Annotated in this window: 14 protein-coding genes, 1 other RNA gene and 2 pseudogenes; 5 read left to right on the top strand and 12 right to left on the bottom strand. The window is 65.8% G+C overall.

All coding sequences use genetic code 11. The annotated features are described in order from the left end of the window. Window positions 1–209 precede the first annotated feature (209 nt). On the bottom strand, window positions 210–650 hold the full coding sequence (locus DPQ65_RS00250) for a helix-turn-helix transcriptional regulator (RefSeq protein ID WP_162801927.1): 441 nt from the start codon (window positions 648–650) through the stop codon (window positions 210–212). A gap of 424 nt (window positions 651–1,074) precedes the next feature. After that, window positions 1,075–1,671, bottom strand: coding sequence for a COG1361 family protein (locus DPQ65_RS00255; RefSeq protein WP_162801928.1), 597 nt, complete (start codon window positions 1,669–1,671; stop codon window positions 1,075–1,077). A 285-nt stretch (window positions 1,672–1,956) separates the two neighbouring features. On the opposite strand from DPQ65_RS00255, the pseudogene DPQ65_RS15940 reads away from it, so the two are divergent. Next, window positions 1,957–2,227: pseudogene (locus tag DPQ65_RS15940) on the top strand (ISL3 family transposase); the annotation flags it as partial. 348 nt (window positions 2,228–2,575) lie between these two features. On the opposite strand, the gene DPQ65_RS00265 reads toward DPQ65_RS15940, so the two are convergent. Together DPQ65_RS00265 and DPQ65_RS00270 are read right to left on the bottom strand one after the other, a co-directional pair. Continuing rightward, window positions 2,576–3,529, bottom strand: coding sequence for a hypothetical protein (locus DPQ65_RS00265; RefSeq protein ID WP_162801929.1), 954 nt, complete (start codon window positions 3,527–3,529; stop codon window positions 2,576–2,578). Between the two features lie 10 nt (window positions 3,530–3,539). Then, the gene (locus DPQ65_RS00270) at window positions 3,540–5,000 is read right to left on the bottom strand and encodes a hypothetical protein (protein ID WP_114905385.1); all 1,461 of its coding nucleotides are present in this window, start codon (window positions 4,998–5,000) and stop codon (window positions 3,540–3,542) included. A 525-nt stretch (window positions 5,001–5,525) separates the two neighbouring features. Here DPQ65_RS00270 and DPQ65_RS00275 point away from each other — a divergent pair. The 3 genes from DPQ65_RS00275 to DPQ65_RS00285 all read left to right on the top strand — a co-directional run bounded on the left by DPQ65_RS00275 (window position 5,526) and on the right by DPQ65_RS00285 (window position 10,173). After that, window positions 5,526–8,576 (top strand): hypothetical protein, encoded by a 3,051-nt coding sequence (locus DPQ65_RS00275; protein WP_114905386.1) that lies wholly within the window; start codon window positions 5,526–5,528, stop codon window positions 8,574–8,576. Between the two features lie 681 nt (window positions 8,577–9,257). Next, a complete protein-coding gene (locus DPQ65_RS00280; protein WP_114905387.1) occupies window positions 9,258–9,497 on the top strand; it encodes a hypothetical protein in 240 nt (79 codons plus the stop codon). A gap of 463 nt (window positions 9,498–9,960) precedes the next feature. Further along, a complete protein-coding gene (locus tag DPQ65_RS00285; protein ID WP_238146586.1) occupies window positions 9,961–10,173 on the top strand; it encodes a helix-turn-helix domain-containing protein in 213 nt (70 codons plus the stop codon). Here the strand turns inward: DPQ65_RS00285 and DPQ65_RS15945 are convergent. The 3 genes and pseudogenes from DPQ65_RS15945 to ssrA form a co-directional block, all read right to left on the bottom strand. After that, window positions 10,170–10,889, bottom strand: a complete 720-nt coding sequence (locus DPQ65_RS15945) for a tyrosine-type recombinase/integrase (protein ID WP_238146587.1) — start codon at window positions 10,887–10,889, stop codon at window positions 10,170–10,172. The two genes, DPQ65_RS00285 and DPQ65_RS15945, sit on opposite strands and share 4 nt — an antisense overlap. Before the next feature lie 78 nt (window positions 10,890–10,967). Beyond that, a pseudogene (locus DPQ65_RS16420) lies at window positions 10,968–11,321 on the bottom strand (tyrosine-type recombinase/integrase); the annotation flags it as partial. Between the two features lie 210 nt (window positions 11,322–11,531). Next, window positions 11,532–11,898, bottom strand: a transfer-messenger RNA (tmRNA) gene (ssrA, locus tag DPQ65_RS00295). A 146-nt stretch (window positions 11,899–12,044) separates the two neighbouring features. Here ssrA and DPQ65_RS00300 point away from each other — a divergent pair. After that, window positions 12,045–12,527, top strand: a complete 483-nt coding sequence (locus tag DPQ65_RS00300) for a hypothetical protein (protein ID WP_114905389.1) — start codon at window positions 12,045–12,047, stop codon at window positions 12,525–12,527. Window positions 12,528–12,601: 74 nt separating this feature from the next. On the opposite strand, the gene DPQ65_RS00305 is transcribed toward DPQ65_RS00300, so the two are convergent. The 5 genes from DPQ65_RS00305 to ftsE form a co-directional block, all read right to left on the bottom strand. Further along, window positions 12,602–13,021 carry a CBS domain-containing protein gene (locus DPQ65_RS00305; protein WP_114905390.1) on the bottom strand — a complete coding sequence of 140 codons (420 nt, stop codon included), beginning with the start codon at window positions 13,019–13,021 and terminating at the stop codon, window positions 12,602–12,604. A gap of 88 nt (window positions 13,022–13,109) precedes the next feature. Next, window positions 13,110–13,586 carry an SsrA-binding protein SmpB gene (gene smpB / locus DPQ65_RS00310; RefSeq protein WP_114905391.1) on the bottom strand — a complete coding sequence of 159 codons (477 nt, stop codon included), beginning with the start codon at window positions 13,584–13,586 and terminating at the stop codon, window positions 13,110–13,112. 106 nt (window positions 13,587–13,692) lie between these two features. Continuing rightward, window positions 13,693–15,192: a M23 family metallopeptidase gene (locus DPQ65_RS00315; RefSeq protein WP_114905392.1), complete on the bottom strand. Its 1,500-nt coding sequence runs from the start codon at window positions 15,190–15,192 to the stop codon at window positions 13,693–13,695. Between the two features lie 13 nt (window positions 15,193–15,205). Beyond that, window positions 15,206–16,129 carry a permease-like cell division protein FtsX gene (gene ftsX / locus DPQ65_RS00320; protein WP_114905393.1) on the bottom strand — a complete coding sequence of 308 codons (924 nt, stop codon included), beginning with the start codon at window positions 16,127–16,129 and terminating at the stop codon, window positions 15,206–15,208. Further along, entirely contained in the window at window positions 16,126–16,827 is a 702-nt protein-coding gene (ftsE, locus tag DPQ65_RS00325) for a cell division ATP-binding protein FtsE (RefSeq protein WP_114905394.1), read from the bottom strand. Before ftsE ends, ftsX begins: the two co-directional genes overlap by 4 nt. Between the last annotated feature and the right edge of the window lie 93 nt (window positions 16,828–16,920).

Raw genomic sequence — 16,920 nt, forward strand, 5'->3', positions numbered from 1 at the left:
GTAATCGTCACGATAGCACTAGTTCTTATATGTCATCCACGTCTCGGCCTGTGCTTCTTGCGGAGCTATCAGGTTTCCCCGGTCCATGTCAAGCACGCTAGCCCTGGTGTCCGGGCGTGCGGCACCACGCCCGGTAAAAATTTGGTCAGGTGTTGGTCCTGTGGACGAGGCGGGGACGGACCGCTGCCGTGTGGATGACTGCGAGATGATCAGGGGTTCCGGTCGCGGCTGGCTCTCAGTGCGCTGACAACCGTCCACTCTGTCGCGCCCAGAGCCTGCGCCAGAAGGTCGATCGTCGCCTCCGTTGGAAGCCTCTGGAAGTCGCCCTGCTCCCACCGATGCACTGTTCTCGTGGAGACCAGCACCTCCCTCGCCAGGCCTGTCAGGGTCAGGCCGGCAGCTAGGCGCAGTTCCCGGAGTCCGGGTCCGCCCGGGGGCACCTCCAGCAGGTCGACGACATCAATCCCCAACGCCTCCGCGACCCGGCGGAGCACGTCCGGGCGCGGCAGTGACATACCGAGCTCCCAGCGGGATATCCGCTCCCCCCCGGCGACGTCAATCAGCCGGGCCAGCTGGTGCTGCGTGAAGCCCGCCTTCTCTCGGGCCTGCCTGAGCCGTTCGGGACTCAGGGGTGCGCGGGCCGGTGACACGCAGGCCACCCTATCTATCGCCAGCCACCCCTTGGACCCGCATCTATCGCCAGCCATTCCTCGGGCCAGCGCCACGCGCTGTCGAGCGGTCCGGCCCGACCTGGGGTGAACCGCGGAACACAAGCACTGACGTGTCGTTGTGGGGCGGAACGCGGTGGTAGGACGTGGCAGCTCGCGGCGGCAAGCTGCGGTCGGTGAGCGCCCATCGGTAAGAGCGGTCCGGCCAGCCCAATGGATTTGCCTACCGCTCTCTCGCTCGGATTCCGCGACGGCTGGGAGGCCGCCGCCGGCTGTCTGCCCTCCGCGACCACGCGCGTGCACTGTCGGCGACTCAGCCCTTCGCGCGGACACCTCAAACGCGAGCGCTTGACATCCGATTCACAATCAGCGAGTGGCTTCAGACTGCCGTTCGACGATCCGGCAGTCAGTGTTCGCGGATCGTCCTGACCAAAGCTTGCAGGGCACTCACCTTCTGCTGCTCCAGTTTGATCGGATTGTCCACCTTAGAGGGGTTAGACTCGGTGTGCTTGAGCACGTGGTCCGGGTGAAGGTCATAAGAGTCCTCGTACTTCGTCTCGTCGGGACCCTCGTACTTCACTTTCACGGTGATTGCTTCTAAGTCATCGTGCCCCGCGCGAATCACGTTGCTTGCCGTCCATCCGGGTGCCCACGTCGTCACTGGGTTGGCGTACCGCTCGTAGATCCACTTCAACATGTTGTCCAGGGGCAGGCTTGCCACGTCCTTAGGAGGCTCGGGGTCGAAGGTCACCGACACGTTCGCAGCCACAGACTGTCCGAGGTTCTTCAGCACTAAGAGCGCGGTGCCCTTCGAGAGGCTCTCCCGCCGCAATTCGGCGACGATCACCGGTCGAGTTCGCGCTCGGCTGTCGTCCCGTGTCGCTTGCAGAGTGTCTCGTGCGTATAGGGCGGTGACGATGATGGCAACGGCCATAGCGGCTGTCCCAAGCGCCGTTACGGCTCCCGCGATCGCACCGAGGGCGATCCAGTCGGTGTCAGTCATGTGCTCTGCATACCACCCGTTACGGACATACTCCACGTCCGCATGAAGACCGGTCTGCGTCTCAGGCGTCGTCCTCGGGCTCTGGGGGCACGGTGTGCGCCCACGGCTCTTCAGTTCGGAGTGGCGGTTCCGATGGCGGCCACCCGGGCGGCCGGATCGCGTCGAAGTAGTCGAGCATGACTCGGACGCCCTGCACCTCCATGGCTCTGCGAGTGGCCCGGGCGTCCCGGGGCGATTTCTGCTTTGCCCTGCCGAACACCGTCCGCGCTTGTCCTGCCAAACGCTGTCACTGGCCAGCTGCTCAAACCCGGCCGGGCGGTGCTGGCCTGCCGGGTCGATGATCTGGACGACTGGTGCCGGCGGTGCGGGTGCCAAGGGGTTCCTCGGGACACCGTGACCCGGGACCTGGCGCACGAGCCGTTTCGGGTGGCGACCCACCACGCAGCTGCTCACCATTCTCGGCTACCGGTGCTCCGGGTGCGGCCACGTGTGGCGTCGGGACACCACCGCCGCGGCTGCCCTGGGGGCCAAGATCTCCCGCGCCGGCCTGCGGTGGGACGCTGGTCGGAACCGTGATGCTAGAGGGCCCGGCGGTGCTCGGTTTGGTTTGAGCCGCATAATCCCGGGATGACTCGAAGCACAGTCCAAGACGCCCGCTCCCCAAGCGAATCAAGGCTGGCGGAGTGGGCCTGGGTCTATGTCGTGCCTGTTTAGTGGGATCATGATTTCGAAATCTCCCAGTGGGCTGTCGCTGATGCGCCGATGCTAGACCGGCTTGGCCATTCGACGCGGCAGCGTGTTCTCCTGACGAGGGATGCGGCGGGCGGGTTGGCGACGACCTCCTCCGCGGCGCCAGAGTCTGACGTGACGGGAGGTTGGCGATGGGGGCGGACGCGTTCATCGGTCAGCGGTTCTTCCTGCCGCTTCGGATACGACGAGTCGTTCGGCGAGCGAATGGGGGGACGCGGGGGCCGGCCGCGGCGGGTTCTTGGAGGTTCGCCGCCTTGACGAGGGCGTCGAGGTTTGCGTCGGCCTCCGGAAGGCTGTTGAAGTACATGGCGAGTTCGAAGTTACCGTCCTCGTCGAAGAGCAGTCCATACGACCGGTCTGACCCGAGCTGGTGACGCTTGAGGCGGATGTAGGCAGCGAACCGGCGTAGGACCGGGTCTTGGTCGGAAGCGTGGGGTCGCGTGAAGAAGAAGAGGGTCGGGTGTCCCCACGCGCCGGCGAGGGAGATCATCCCGTCGTGGGGCTGCCCGTCAAGGCGGGTGCGTCGGATGCACTCGTCGATACCCTTCAGCACAGTCTGCTGGGTTTCCTCCGACAGGGCGAACATGTCAGCGCCGAAGCGGACCATGCCGTTTCCGTGCGCCTCGACTGCGTCGACGAGGTCGAGGACCCGGGGAAGCGCCCGGTAAGTCGGCTTTACGGGTTGGGGAGCACCCGGGACCAGGCTGTCACGGTTCATCCACGCGTCCAGCTCGGCGCACTGGTCGCCGACAAACGTCAGGACCGCGTCCTCGTCGTGAGTCGGGCGGGCGCGCTTCGTCTCTCTTGGAGCGTCGGGGTGCTGCGGGTGGAGCTGGTCAGGGTCGGGTTCGACGTAGAGGTCGGCGTCCATGAACAGCATGAAGAGATCGAGCTCGTCTGCGCCCTTGTAATAGGTAGTTACGTCCGAGTCGGTGCGTCGGCGCAGGTACAGGAGGAACTCCGAGGGCCGTTGGCAAACCTGGGCGATGGTCTCAAGATCGTGCAGCGATGTGATCCACGGAGTGCCGTGTGTTGGTAGCAACCCGCTGCTGCGATGATCGCCGAGGTTCGTGCCCAAGGGACCGATGTCATCAAGGAGTGCGACCACAGACCGGACTTCACGCACGGGGCTCAGGTCGAACCAGGTGCCGTCGCGCAACCAGATCCCGTGGTTGTTCTCGATGAGCGCCTGTAGACGTGCAGCCTGTGCATGGCCGTTCCCGATCGTCGCGCGCAGGTCGTTCCATAGTCGGCGGATGTCTCCCCCGACGAGCCGGGGCTGACATCGACTTGCCCTTCACCTCGACGCAGATCGCCACGTCGCCGATGACGAACAGCCCGTCACCCTCCACGATCTTCCCTACACTCTTCAGATCCGCGCTGTCCCGACCAAGCAGGTGTGCGCTGGCGTCGTCCGTGGGTGCGTAGTACTTGACGCCTGCCAGGGCCGGTGGCGCCCCCAAGACCCGTTGTAGGGAGTCGAGGGCAAGACGTTCGCTGACGACCTGCCGGACCTTCTGGTCGTAGGTGTGCCAGTGCTTGGTATTAGTGAGCGCACCCTCGACGGTACGACGCAAGGAGTCCAGTCCGACACCGATGGTGGTCTCGACAAAGTTCCCGGCCCCGTCCGACACCAGAGGTTTGGCAAGAAACGGGTTTGTCGAAGTCAGTAGTTCGAACACCCGGTCTGCCGGTGCGACGCTCGGGTCGAACTCTTGGGCCGAGGAGTTCATGACAGCGAACGCAGCCGTTTCCGAGATCCCAGCACGCTGGGCCACCTGTGCCGGCGTCATCACTGCTCTGCCCGCTGGCCGGATCAAGAGCTTCTCGAGGGCTACCTGGAGCGCTTTCCGCCCTTCCTCTGGCATGTCGGCTTGCGCGGTCCCTCGGTCGCGTCCGAACACATCGATGGTCTCGTCGACAACCGACTCCAAGCGCTCCCCGCCGAGGTTCTTCATCGTGCTGCGGACCGCGACAACATCTGGATAGGTGTACCCGAGGTACTCACTCATGAGCGGCGTGACTCTCGGGTTGTCGAACAGTTGGCTATCCTGCGCGTCGCGAATGCTGTCGTACCGAAGGTTGCGGATGAGCAGGACGGACGACTGGTACTGCGCGGCGAGCAGCGCTAACGAGTCGCCCTGGAACTTGGCCTCCGACAGGTGACGGTAGTTCGCTAGTCGAATCAGGCGCGACGAGCGATCGCGAATTTCAGGGATGACACCGTCAGGGCGTGAATCCTCGTGCGGTGTAGGTGGGCGCCTGCGCGAAGGTCGGCCCAGGAGCATGGCTGCGACGATCTCGACGTTCAGTGCTGACGCGTCGGGGAGGGTAAGGAGCGGGCTCAGGGGGAAGAACTCTTGCATCCGCATGAGTTCGATGACGTCGAACGCGTCCGCGTCAGTCACCAAGGCGAGCATCTGCTCCACCGCCGTGTCGACCTCGGCGCGGAACACCCTTCGAAGGTCTGTCGGGGTGTGGCATCCCGCGAACAGGCCGAGCTCCGCCTCTGGGTCTTCGTTGAACGGTATCTCCCCATCGTTCGAAGGCTCGGGGCTGAGTTCAGGCATCTGCTTCATACATCTCCTCGCTCTGAGAGTGACCCTACGTTGATTCACGATGTTCTGGCTGCGTTGCTAGCGGGGCCAAACCTCAGGCGGGGTCGGGGCCTGTGCCACGCTGGTCTAGTGAACACTTCTGGCAACCCGGCTCCGCACCGCCGAGATGGGCCCTCTGCTAGTGAGTCGCCTCCCGGGCCCTCCTGGCGCAGATCTGGTCGAATCGCCAGAGAACTCTTAGTGGGGCGCGGCGGCCAGACACTCAAGTCCTACAGGCGCCTCGTCCTCGACGCGTGGGTCATGGACGGGAGATGAGATCTCCCGGTCCACTTCTGGAAGGACCACCGCTGCTCGAATCCGCGCTCCATCGTCGTGTGGACGTCGCGATTGAAGTGAATCTTGCACTGCGTGAACCCGGCGGGGCACGGCCGCTGGACGCTGTACGAGCGCCCGCGATCGTCTCCTGGCGTACTGGCTGGGGCCGTCGATACCCCTCCGGGGTAGGTCGACGGTCGAGAACGCACACCGTTGTAAGAGCGTCTGTCGATGGCTGACGATGTCGAGCAAGTTCGACACGAAATCCGGTTCGCGCTGAATCAACTGCGCGTTCGGAACGGCCAACACGAGTTCGAGACCTTGACGCGGATGCTCGCCAGGGCGACGGTGACCCGGAACCTGCTGCCGGCAACCGGGCCGGTCGCCGGTGGTGGAGACCAGGGCCGCGACTTCGAGACATTCCCGACGCAGCTGCCGGGACAGGTCCAGCGGATCGGGCGCGACCTCGGCGTCCCGGACCGGGCCATGGCCGGTTTCGCGTGCACACTGCAGCAGGACGACCTGCGCGGGAAGATCCGTGCTGATGTCGCCGAGATCGTCGCCGGCGGGTCCGAGGTCGAGTTCATCGTCGCGTACTGCGAGGCGGATATCCCGGTCGCGCGGCGGCACGCAATCGAGCGCGATGCGATGGAGCGAAACCGGGTGCGCCTGGCCGTCTTCGACGGCAACGCGATCGCTGAGCTTCTCTCGGACCATGCAATGTTTTGGATCGCAGAGACGTACCTGCACCTTCCAGCGCGGGTGCTGCCCGTGCCCGTTGACCGGCCCGACTGGTACGGCGAGGACCTTGCTCGCTGGCGCGCGGATACCGACCCAGTCGACACGGTGGGTCGCCTGCTCGACCTCGCTGGGTGCTTGCACTACGCGTGCGTGACCCGCGAGGGCCGCCCCGACCTGCCCTTTTGGCTCGAGCGGCTGGAGAGTGCCCTCGAGCCAGGCCGTCCGCAATCGCTTCGCAGGAGGGCGCTGTACGAGTGCGTGGCCGCGAACATCCGCGGCCTGGGCGACCTGACTCCGGCCGATGATCGGGCCGCGGAGTACCTGAACGAAGCCCTCATAACCGCTGACGGTCAGGAACTCTCGGACGCGTCGGTGCTCCTGATGTACATGACTGGTGCGGCGGCACGTGGCAGGACTGGGCACGCTGCGGAGACCCTTCATGCTTGGAACGTCGGCCTGTCCGAAAGGGTCGAGGTGCTCCTAAACGCGGACCCGCCTCCTGGTGCCGCCTGCGTCCTCCTCGACACGCTCGGGTGGCTGCGGCTTCAGCCCGATGTGATGACCGCGAACGAGACCGAGGACGGGTACGTCATCGGTGACGAGTTCACAGACATGACCTCGGAGGAGCGCCTAGCGGCGTTGGCGGCCGGTGAACTGACGCTGGTCAAAGTGCCACTTGTGGACCCGGCGGGTGCGATCGGCGCGTACAGGAGGCTGCTGGAGGTTCTCCCAGGGGCACCCTTGTTCCCTGTGGAGACTCTTGGCAAGGTGTTGACGATGTTTGCGCCGGTCCTGGTTGACATCCCCGGTTACGACCAGGTGGTCGATGCCATCGACGCGCGGGTCGCGACGACCAGCGGAGAGGCGACAGCTGCGAACAACGCCCTCGATCGGTGCCAGGCGTTGATCAGCGCGGAACGGCGAGTCGCTGCGCTTAAGCAGCTGCACCGGGCTCGGAACGGGTTGTTCTCGGGGGACAGCCGGGAACAAATGGTGCACGCGACTCTGGCAACCTCCGTCGCCTACCGAGAGCTGGGCCTGTACATGGCGGCCAAGCAGTACGCACTGGCGGCGGCATATCTCGTCGATAGCACGGACCCAGCTCAGCACTCGATCGGGTTGGCGTACGCCGCGTTCGCCGACTACCACCAGGGGTCGTGGTGCAGCGCGGCTCACATGAACTGCGTGGCACTGGTGTCACACCGTCTGCTCGCCGAGCGGCCGATGGACTTCGATCAGCATGGCTGGCTCACGGGCGCGTTCTTCGAGCTGACCCAGATCAGGTCTTTGGCTCGCAAGGCCGGGGATCCGTACTGGGCGGACGTTGAGGGCGCTATCGTCCGCGGCGGGATCAGCGAGTTCCTGGATGTCCTTCTCGCTGAAACGTTTGAGGGTCGACGGCCGTGGTTCGAGGACATCGAGTTCGACGAGCACGTCGATCGGGTGGTCGACGATCTCGGGAGGCCACCGTTCGGTGACACGACCGAAGTCCGCCACGTCCGGTTCGATGCCCTAGGGGTTACTTGGAAGGTCGTGTTTCGCAACTTGTATGCCGACGTTGCGGTCGGTGAGCGGTTCGCGGCCGCTTTGCAGGTCGTACTGGCGCATCTGGCTGACAAGGATTTGGGCCTCGTACCGATGTGCAGGGCCGTCTACGTCACCGCGCTTCCCGCAGGCGCTGACTTTAGCGTCGAGGACAAGGCATCGACGCCCGAGGAAAGCAGGCTCAGTGTGCTGCTGCCCGCCGTCGACCATCTGACGCATGAGTCGGCCAACGTGGTCGCTCGGCGGACACTGGCGGCGGTCACGGCCGTGGTCGTGGAGGTTTCCACGCTGTCCGATGAACGGTTCCAGGAGATCTTGGTCGGTGGTCTTGAGGATGATCTGCTAACCGACATCACATTCGCTGTCCCGTACGACGTGCTCTGGCGCTCGGCCGTATCCGAGGCGAGTTTCGATGCCCGACCGCGCACGACCGCGCCACTCTCAGCGCCGGACGTGACCTCGGCTGAATCACATCGAGAGCTCGCAGCTCCTAGCACGAGAGGGCCCGGGTACGACCCAGACCGGAGCCGAGAGGAGATCCAGCATCGCTACAACGACTTGCCGTCGCGGATGAGGCCAACTCTCGACGCGTTGCGGAACGATGCCGCCTTTGCCGATGTGGTCGTAACGCTGCGCGACGAGGGCTGGAGGGACTGGCAAATACTGATCGCGGTCCACAACGTCGCGAAGAACGCACGGCACACATTTCTCGCGCCGGGGTCACCCGATGAGGCGCGGCAGCTGCGCGAGGTGTTCATGGCCCCGGAGCCGGAGGACGACCCGGTGGCAACCGACCTGTTCACCGTCGAGGCGTTGAGACAGGCACTACTGGTGACCGTCACGTCCAGCGCCCAGACCTGGTGGAGTCTGGTCGTTCGGCCGGAGCCGCTGCCATCGGCTGCGGTACTGGAGCTTCTTCGGGCCAGGTACGGTTGGAGCGAGGATGACATCGACCATTCGGATCCGTTCGAGAGGCCGGCAGTCGCAGCCGAATAGACCAGTGGCCAGGTGGCGAATTCCGGGGGACTAGTTGAGCCGACCAGCACGAAATGTCGACACGAGTTGCGCTGTTGTCACTGTCATCGCTACCGCGTAATTACCTGGACAGGGAGTAGCTCCGCTTTGACGGTGCACAGCCCGAGACTCAGCCGGACCGAAGGTCCTGGTAGGCGCAGCGCGCCTTCGCCCTCGGGCGAGACTCGACCAAACGATGTGTCCTACTGGGCGGATCGACGCTGCCCCAAAGTGGGCGATCTGACGCTGCCCCATAATGAGCCGAACTGACGCGGTCGTGTACCCAAGAAGTGGTTCACGTCAGGTGTGCCGTGGCCCAGATGTTCGCGTCTCCAGTGGGACACTGGTGCCCAGGGCGGCCGGCAGCCGCTGCTGCTGTACGGCCGGCCAGCGATTCCGGCATGTCTCCGGAAGGTCTGGCAGCCAGCAGAGCACACACCAGGTCGTGGAAGGCGCGGCCTCGTATCGTCGTCGTGGGCGAGTGGCGCGGAGCCGCCTTCTGCACGTTGACCGCTGCTAAGAAGACGCGCTTTTGCTCACGGTCCTGCGCCCGCCGGGCCGCACGGTATCCGCGCCACGCTGATCCGTTTCCCCCAACACCAATTGTCCACAGGGTGCCGTCGATCGGTCCCTGGCCCACGCAGCCTCGGCTACCGTCACGGGATGGTACTGAGCGAGATCGGCGCGTCTGCGTCGCACGAGCAGCGGCTGCTGGACCGGCTTGAGGCTGCCGCCGTAGATCTTGTCCGCGTTGATGCCGCTGCGGCCCGCGCGCGGGAGATCCGCGACGGCGCGGTGCGCGCTGCGCTGAAGGGCGGAGTAGCAGGCGGCAGGGTCGCCGAGGTTGCGGGCCTGTCCGGTGGGATGGTTTCGCGGATCGGGTCGGCGCGGCGGCATGACTAATCTGAGACGGTGAGCCAGCCTCGCGCAGCGACTCTTGCAGTTGGCTGAGGGCAAACTCCCTTGCCTCGCCCGCGCAACCGCCTCTGGCCCGTCGCTCGGCTCGTGCCCTGGCCGGACCAGGGATCACTCACTGGCACAAGATGGACGTGAGATGCACGTGGATGGCCGGAGGAAGGCCTCTCACCCACATATCTGCTGGTGAGAGGACAACAGGCTGGGTGGACGTGACTCGAACCCTCCACGCTCGACCTTCTGATCGCACGACCAGCTCGAGCAGGCACTGTGTCATTCCCCCCGTAGTCCCCCCACGCGAAACCCCCTCGACCATTTTCGCTGGTCAAAGGGGGCTTCTGTGCGTGGGCGATACTGGGTTTGAACCTTCTGCCCGCGTCCGACCATGTATCGGTCGGGCGCGCAGCATCTAGTGAGTCCCCACTGATCCGCGTTGGGGCCTTTGGTAGGCATGAGCAAGCAGATCGAGACGGCCACGAGGCGACAGTTCGAGTCTCTCGCCGACGCGGCCGAACGCACTGGCCTGAGCACCTATACCCTGCGTCGCAGGATCGCTGAAGGTAGGTTACCCGCCTACCGCAGCGGGCCGCGCATCATTCGAGTCGACCCTGCAGATGTCGACGGTCTTCTAACGCGCATCCCGACCGTCACACCGTACGGCTAGAGCGCGATATCCCTGCTCAGCCGTTCGGTCAGTGCCCTGTCCCGTTGAGCAGTGGCGTGCTGGTAGCGAAGCGCTACCGTGACGTCCGTGTGGCCACCCCTGTGCAGCAACTCTGCCAGCGTCGCGCCCTGTTCGGCATACTTGCTCAGCCCGGTGTGTCGCAGGTTATGGAAGTGAAAGCCGGGCCTACGTGCCTCATCTCGCGCTGCCCTCCAGTGTCGGTCCAACGTCGTCTGTGAGACTCGCTGCCCGCTGGTGCCAGCAAGGACTGGGGCCGTCCGAGCAGCGGGGGTGTAGGTACCTAGGTGATGTCGCAACGCGGGTAGGAGTGCCGCAGGGATGGCGATGGTCCTGACACTGTCTGCCTTGGGTGGCGTGACCGCGTTCGCCTTGACGTTGAACTGGCGCCGCACGTGAAGGACAGCCCTCTCGGGGTCTTCCAGGTGCTCGAGGTCCCTACGCTCGAGACCTAAGACCTCCCCGAGCCTGAGAGCGCACCATGCGGCTAGCGGTAGAGCGATGCGCAGACGTTCTGGCATAGCCTCAGTCATAACCCTGACTTCCTCGGGGGTTGCGACGTCCCCGTGTTCGTCCTCTGGCCGAACCCGCCGGTGCTTGGGAGCAGCTGGGAACTCGAACGACTCCAGGCCCCCGGCCTTTGCCTTGACTGCAGCATTGATACAAGAGCGCAGTGCGATCACCACATTGGGCGTCACGCCGTTGACCCTGGCCCGAGGGTGTCGTTTGCTGGGTCGGCTCGCCAGCAAACCCAGGTGATCGGCCACCTGTCGTGTCGTCAACTCCTTCAGACGAACATCGCCCAACTCTGGCAAGACGTGGTTCTTGAGGACGGACCTGTACGACAGAACTGTCGCGCGTGAGCGCTCTGGGTTGGCCTCCATTTGCGCCAACCACGTGTCGGACCACTGTCTGAGCGTGAGCGACTCGGCCTCGGATCTCTCGCACTCCGCCTTCCGAGCAGCCCGGCGAGCAGAGGGCGGCACGAAGATTCCCCGTGCCACGTCGGCGCGAGCTATGTCCAGAGCGGCACGCGCATCGGTGATGGTGTCGTAGACCCCGAGTGCGTGCGTGGTGCCATCGTGGTGCAGCCGGACCCGGTACCGACCCCGGTATGACGTGATCCCCATGGGCAGTTTGGGTTCTTTTACGCGCAAGGTACCCACTCCTCCGCAGGTTGACACCTTGTGACAACCCTGTGACAAATCGGACGCTCAGAAGAGCATACATCTGCCCCCTTGTGGCGGTAACACGAAAACCCCTAGACCCCCACGTCAGAGCGGGGATCTAGGGGTTGACGTGCGACAACGTGCGCAGATGTGTGACGTGCCCACCGCGAGTGGTGGAGGTGGCGGGAATCGAACCCGCGTCCGCTGCCGGAAGACCAGGACTTCTCCGGGTGCAGTGCGCTATGGAGTTTCTCGGCCCCAGGGCTCGCGCGCACACGTTCCCTGACAGGCCCAGTTGAGTAAGAGTCCCACGTGATCCCCCAACATGATCACGCAGCAAGTTTCCTAGCTGATGCCAGACACTGAGTCGGAAACTAGCTCAGGCTGACAGACTTCGTGGCTCGCTCAGGCGGCGAGGGCGAAGTCGGTGCGCTTGGAATCGGCACCTAATAGTTTGCAAGGGACATTTACGAGTTGACCTTGCGTTCTCGACCCGCTTCTCCTGGAGTTGCGTACAACGTCGAAACCGATCACCCCCATGCTGCGGGGGCACGTCACACTGTGCAGTTGTCAACCAGTCCCGGCCGTGGCCAGAACCGTGGCCGGAGGACCCAGCCTACCCGCCCAACGCCGGGGCGGTCCACATGATTCCCGCGGACCGAGCCTCGGATAGAGTGCCTCGCTGTGACTGCCTCACCACACCTGATGACCCTGCGCATGCTCTCGGGTGCCTTCATCGGCGGCATCGCCGTCTTCACCGGCATCATGGTCGTCGTGGCCCCCGAGGTCATCGTGCCCGAGCCGTGGGTGCTCGCGGTGCTGCTGGGCCTGGTCGCCGCGTCCACCGTGCTGTCCCTGGTGATGGTGGGCAGCGTGCCAGCCGCCTCCCAGGGTGACCCTGTGGGGTCGATGCTGCCGAAGGTCCAGAGCGTGCACATCCTGCGACTGGCAGTCATGGAGGCACCCGCGATCCTGTCGGTGGTCCTGATGTTCCTGGCCGAGGAGCCCTCATGGGTCACCGTGGCGATCACCGCGGTCCCCACGGTCCTGTTGATGCTGTGGCTGGTCTTCCCGCACGAGGGCGTGCTGCGCCGTTACGAGCGGGCCCTGGACGCCGGCGGCGCACGCACCCAGTTCGCCGACAAGCTCCTGGGCCGTCTGGCCTGACCAGCGCGTATGCCGAGGCGCGGGTCCGGGTGGACCCGGCCCCTCGGCATACGGCTCAGTGCGGGACGGCCGACTCAGTCGCGGCCGTAGACCATCGTCACGAAGTGGTTGATCTGGTCCTCGGCGACGTGGCGGGCCAGGTCGGACTCGCTGATGATGCCCACCACCGAACCGTTCTCCACGACCGGCATGCGCTTGACCTGCTGGGTGCCCATCAGGTCCACGATGGTCTCCACTGGCTCGTCCGGCCCGATCGTGGAGACAATTCCCTGGGCCAGGTCGCCGGCCAGGGTGGAGGCCAGGTCACGCTCCTCGGCACAGGCCTGCACGACGATGTCCCGGTCGGTGATGATGCCGGTGAGGGCACCGTCCGCGCTCCGCACCGGCAGGGCGCCGACCCCGAGATCACGCATCAGGACGGCGGCCTCGGCCAGCGACTGGTCCTCGTTGAGGGTCTGGATGCCGCTGCTCATGATCTCGCGTGCTGTGCTCATCACGACTCCTTGCATGGGTGGATGCGTCGACCCCACCCTTGCCCAGCGCGCCACGACCGGCAACCGGAAGCGCGTCCTGCCGGTCCGGTCAGCCGTGCTGCTTGAGGTGCGCCGACATCGCCTTTTGGACCTCTCGCTGGTCCTGGCGCTCGCGGAGGGTCTGCCGCTTGTCGTGGATCTTCTTGCCCTTGGCCAGGGCGATCTCGACCTTGGCCCGACCGTCCTTGAAGTAGAGGGCCAGTGGGACGATGGTGTGGCCCTGCTGGCCCGCCTTGGCGAGCAGCTTGTCAATCTCGTGCCGGTGCAGCAACAGCTTGCGCCGACGACGCGCCGTGTGGTTGGTCCAGTTGCCCTGGACGTATTCCGGGATGTGGACACCCTCCAGCCACAGCTCCCCGTTGTAGTCGGTCGCGTAACCGTCCACCAGTGAGGCCCGGCCCATCCGCAGCGACTTCACCTCGGTGCCGGTGAGTGCGAGGCCGGCCTCGATGGTGTCCTCGATGAGGTAGTCGTGCCGCGCCTTCTTGTTGCTGGCGATGAGCTTGCGCCCGGTCTCCCTGGCCACGGTCGTGCCACCTCCTCGGTCGGTATGCGGAGTGCGCCGGGCAGTGCTCCCGGTGCAACTCCCCAGGTTACCGGCTGGGAGCGCAGATACAGAGCCGTTTGTCGGTCTAGAGCCAGTTGCGCGGGTTGACCTTGGTGCCGTTTTCGTGAGTCTCGAAGTGCAGGTGGCAGGCGGTGGACCCACCGGTCGTGCCGGAATAGCCCACGATCTCGCCGCGCGCGACGGGACCGGTGTCCCGGGCGAAGCTCTGCAGGTGGTGGTAGGTCGTCACCAGGTTGACGCCATCGATGACGCCGTGGTCGAGGATCACCTTGTTGCCGGCGATGTTGTTGTAGCTGTTGGCGATGATCGTGCCGGAGGCGGCCGCGTAGACGGGCTCGCCGCAGTGCGCCCCGATGTCCATCCCTGCGTGCAGTCGGCCCACGCCCATGATCGGGTGGACCCGCCAGCCGTACTCGCTGGTGACCGGCGCGTTGGCCGGCCAGCTCAGGGTGCCGTTGCCCGGCGGGGGTGCCGGGGGTGGGACGGGGGCCGGGTCCGGAGCGGGCGCCACCGGTGGCGGGGGTGCCGGGTCGTGGTAACGCTTCTGGCGCTCCTCAGCGGCCTTGCGCCGCTCCTCCTCGGCTGCCGCCGCCTTGCGGCGCTCCTCGGCCTTGCGCTGGCGCTCGGCCCGCTCCTCGGCCTCCTTCTTCTTCCTGGCCTCCTCGGCGAGGCGTTCCTTCTCGGCCTTCTCATCCTGTTTGAGGCCGTACTTCTGCTCGGCCAGCTTCTTGAGCTGGGTCTCCAGCGCGTCGGCCTCCTGCTGCTCCTGCGCCAGCGTCTTCTCCAGCTTGGCCATCTCGGTCTCCAGCGCCGCCTTGTCCTCGGCCTGCTGGGCCTCGAGGGCCTCCAGGTCCTTCTTGAGCTGCTCGGCCCTGTCCCGGGCCTCGCCCTTGCGGATCGTCGTCGCCTCTGCCTCGGCGAGCAGCAGCGCGATGTCGCGCCGCACGCCGGCCAGCCGGTCCTGCTCGGCGGTCTCCTCCGCCAGGATGGTCCCGAGCCGCTGGATCTGGCTGTCCTGGACACGCATCACCGTGCGCGCCATCGACATCTCCCGGACGGCGTTGTCTCCACCGGAGAGCACCTCCAGGGTCATCGCCAGGTTGCCGACGCCACCGGACTTGTAGGACTCACGGGCGATGGAACCGACGGCGCTGCGGGTCTCCTCCTGGGCTGCGGCGTTCTCGGCCAGACTGTCCTCGATCTTGGTCTCGTTGGCATAGGCGACCTCCAGCTCCCCGGCGATGCGCTCCTCCGCAGCCTCGGCCGCCGCCAGCTCATCCTCGGCGAGGGTGAGGTCCAGACGGGCCCGCTCGACCTGAGCCGTCGTCTCCCGCAGCTTCTGGTCAGCCGCCTGCAGCTCGACACTGGTCTCGGACAGCTCGTGCTCCAGCTCCTCCTGCCGCTGCTGGGACACCTCCTGGTCCTGCTGGCCCTTCTCCTGCTGCTCCTCCACCTCCCTGATCCGGTCCCTGATGTCGTCCAGCGCAAAGGCCGGGCCGGCCACCATCAGGCCGGCCATCGCCAGGGCGACCACACCGGTCAGCCTCCGTCGTGTGCTCGTCATCTTTGACCGCCTCTCAGACACGGACGTGCCTCCGTAGCGCCAACCAGGACGTGACTACCGCCAGCAGCACCGCGCCGCCGACGAGGATGGGGGTGATGACCCACAGGTCGCGGGGACCGATGAGTCCGATCATGCCGGTCTGACCGGCCAGCAGGTCCGTCAGGAACCCGCTGATGCCGTACTGGACCATGGCCCAGAGCAGACCGATGGACAGGCCAGCCCCCAACAGCGTGGCCAGCACGGTCTCCACCAGGAACGGTGTGTGGATGGTGAAGGCCGAGGCCCCCACCAGGCGCATGATGTTGGTCTCCCGTCTCCGGCTCCAGGCCGTGAGCCGGATGGTCGTGCTGATCAGCAGCACCGCACAGACCACCATGGCCGCCGCTAACCCGACCGCGGACAGGCTCACCGCATTGAGGAAGGTGAACAGGCGGTCGACGACCTCCCGTTGGTCCTCCACGCTCTCCACCCCCGGTGCTCCCTCGAAGGCGCTGGCGACGACCTCGTACTTGGTGGGGTCGGCCAGCTGCACCCGGAAACTCTCCGGGATCGCATCCTGCGGGATGGAGTCCAGGACCGGAGAGTTGCGGAACTGTTCCCGGAAGCGCTCGTACGCCTGCTCGTTCGACTCGTACCAGTACTCCTCGACCAGCCCGTCCAGACGGTCCAGGTCGCCGGTCAACCCCTCGCGCTGGACCTCGGTCACTCCGCCGCCCGCGCACGATGCGACGTCGGTCGAGTCGGGTGTGCACAGGAAGATCGAGACCTGCACCTTGTCGTACCAGTAGCCCTTGAGCGTGTCGACCTGCCGCTGGGCCAGCAGCCCGCTGCCCAGGAAGAACAGGGACACCATGGTGACCAGCACGACGGCCACGAACATGGAGGTGTTGCGGCGCAGACCGTTGCCGACCTCGCCGAACAGGAAACCGGCTCTCATACCAGTCGCTCCTCGACGGCCTCGTACTCGCCCTCGGCCTGGTCACGCACCAGCACCCCGTCGCGCAGCTGGACGACGCGCTTGCGGAACCGGTTGACGATGGTGGTGTCGTGGGTGGCCATCACGACGGTGGTGCCGGTGCGGTTGATCCGGTCCAGGATGGCCACGATCTCCTGGCTCGTCTCCGGGTCGAGGTTGCCGGTCGGCTCGTCGGCGAGCAGGATCGGGGGCTTGTTGACCATGGCACGGGCGATCGCCACCCGTTGCTGCTCACCGCCGGAGAGCTCGTGGGGCAGGCGCTTGCCCTTGCCCTGCAGCCCCACCAGCTCGAGGGTCTCGGGGACGAGCTGCCGGATCGTGTGCCGGCGCGCCCCCAGCACCTGCAGCACGTAGGCGATGTTCTGATGGACCGTCTTCCCCGACAGGAGTCGGAAGTCCTGGAAGACCGTGCCCACCTGGCGCCGAAGGCCGGGCACCTTGCGGTTGGGCAGCCGGGACAGGTCCTTGCCCGCCACCAGGACCCTGCCCTGCGTGGCTTCCTTCTCCAGGATGATCAGGCGCATCATGGTGGACTTGCCCGAACCGGAGGCCCCCACCACGAAGACGAAATCCCCCCGGCCGATTTCGACGTCGACGCTCTGCAGCGCCGGGGTGTCACCCTTGGCATAGCGCATCGTGACGTTCTCGAACGTGATCATCCTGTTGGTCCGCTGCCTTCGTCGTGCGGGACCGTCCGGCCTGTGGGCCGCGACCGGTCGGCCACCCTGCGACACGGGGTTGTCTCGGGTACT

Origin of the sequence: Ornithinimicrobium murale, assembly GCF_003352835.1 — a bacterium.
Classification (GTDB): domain Bacteria; phylum Actinomycetota; class Actinomycetes; order Actinomycetales; family Dermatophilaceae; genus Ornithinicoccus; species Ornithinicoccus muralis.

What these genes read in the sequence shown, in the direction of transcription:
- DPQ65_RS00285 (WP_238146586.1), top strand. Translation starts at nt 9,961, where the DNA reads ATGAGCAAGCAGATCGAGACGGCCACGAGGCGACAGTTCGAGTCTCTC.
- DPQ65_RS00255 (WP_162801928.1), bottom strand. Translation starts at nt 1,671, where the DNA reads ATGACTGACACCGACTGGATCGCCCTCGGTGCGATCGCGGGAGCCGTA.
- DPQ65_RS00280 (WP_114905387.1), top strand. Translation starts at nt 9,258, where the DNA reads ATGGTACTGAGCGAGATCGGCGCGTCTGCGTCGCACGAGCAGCGGCTG.
- DPQ65_RS00315 (WP_114905392.1), bottom strand. Translation starts at nt 15,192, where the DNA reads ATGACGAGCACACGACGGAGGCTGACCGGTGTGGTCGCCCTGGCGATG.
- DPQ65_RS00275 (WP_114905386.1), top strand. Translation starts at nt 5,526, where the DNA reads ATGGCTGACGATGTCGAGCAAGTTCGACACGAAATCCGGTTCGCGCTG.
- ftsE (WP_114905394.1), bottom strand. Translation starts at nt 16,827, where the DNA reads ATGATCACGTTCGAGAACGTCACGATGCGCTATGCCAAGGGTGACACC.
- ftsX (WP_114905393.1), bottom strand. Translation starts at nt 16,129, where the DNA reads ATGAGAGCCGGTTTCCTGTTCGGCGAGGTCGGCAACGGTCTGCGCCGC.
- DPQ65_RS00305 (WP_114905390.1), bottom strand. Translation starts at nt 13,021, where the DNA reads ATGAGCACAGCACGCGAGATCATGAGCAGCGGCATCCAGACCCTCAAC.
- DPQ65_RS00270 (WP_114905385.1), bottom strand. Translation starts at nt 5,000, where the DNA reads ATGAAGCAGATGCCTGAACTCAGCCCCGAGCCTTCGAACGATGGGGAG.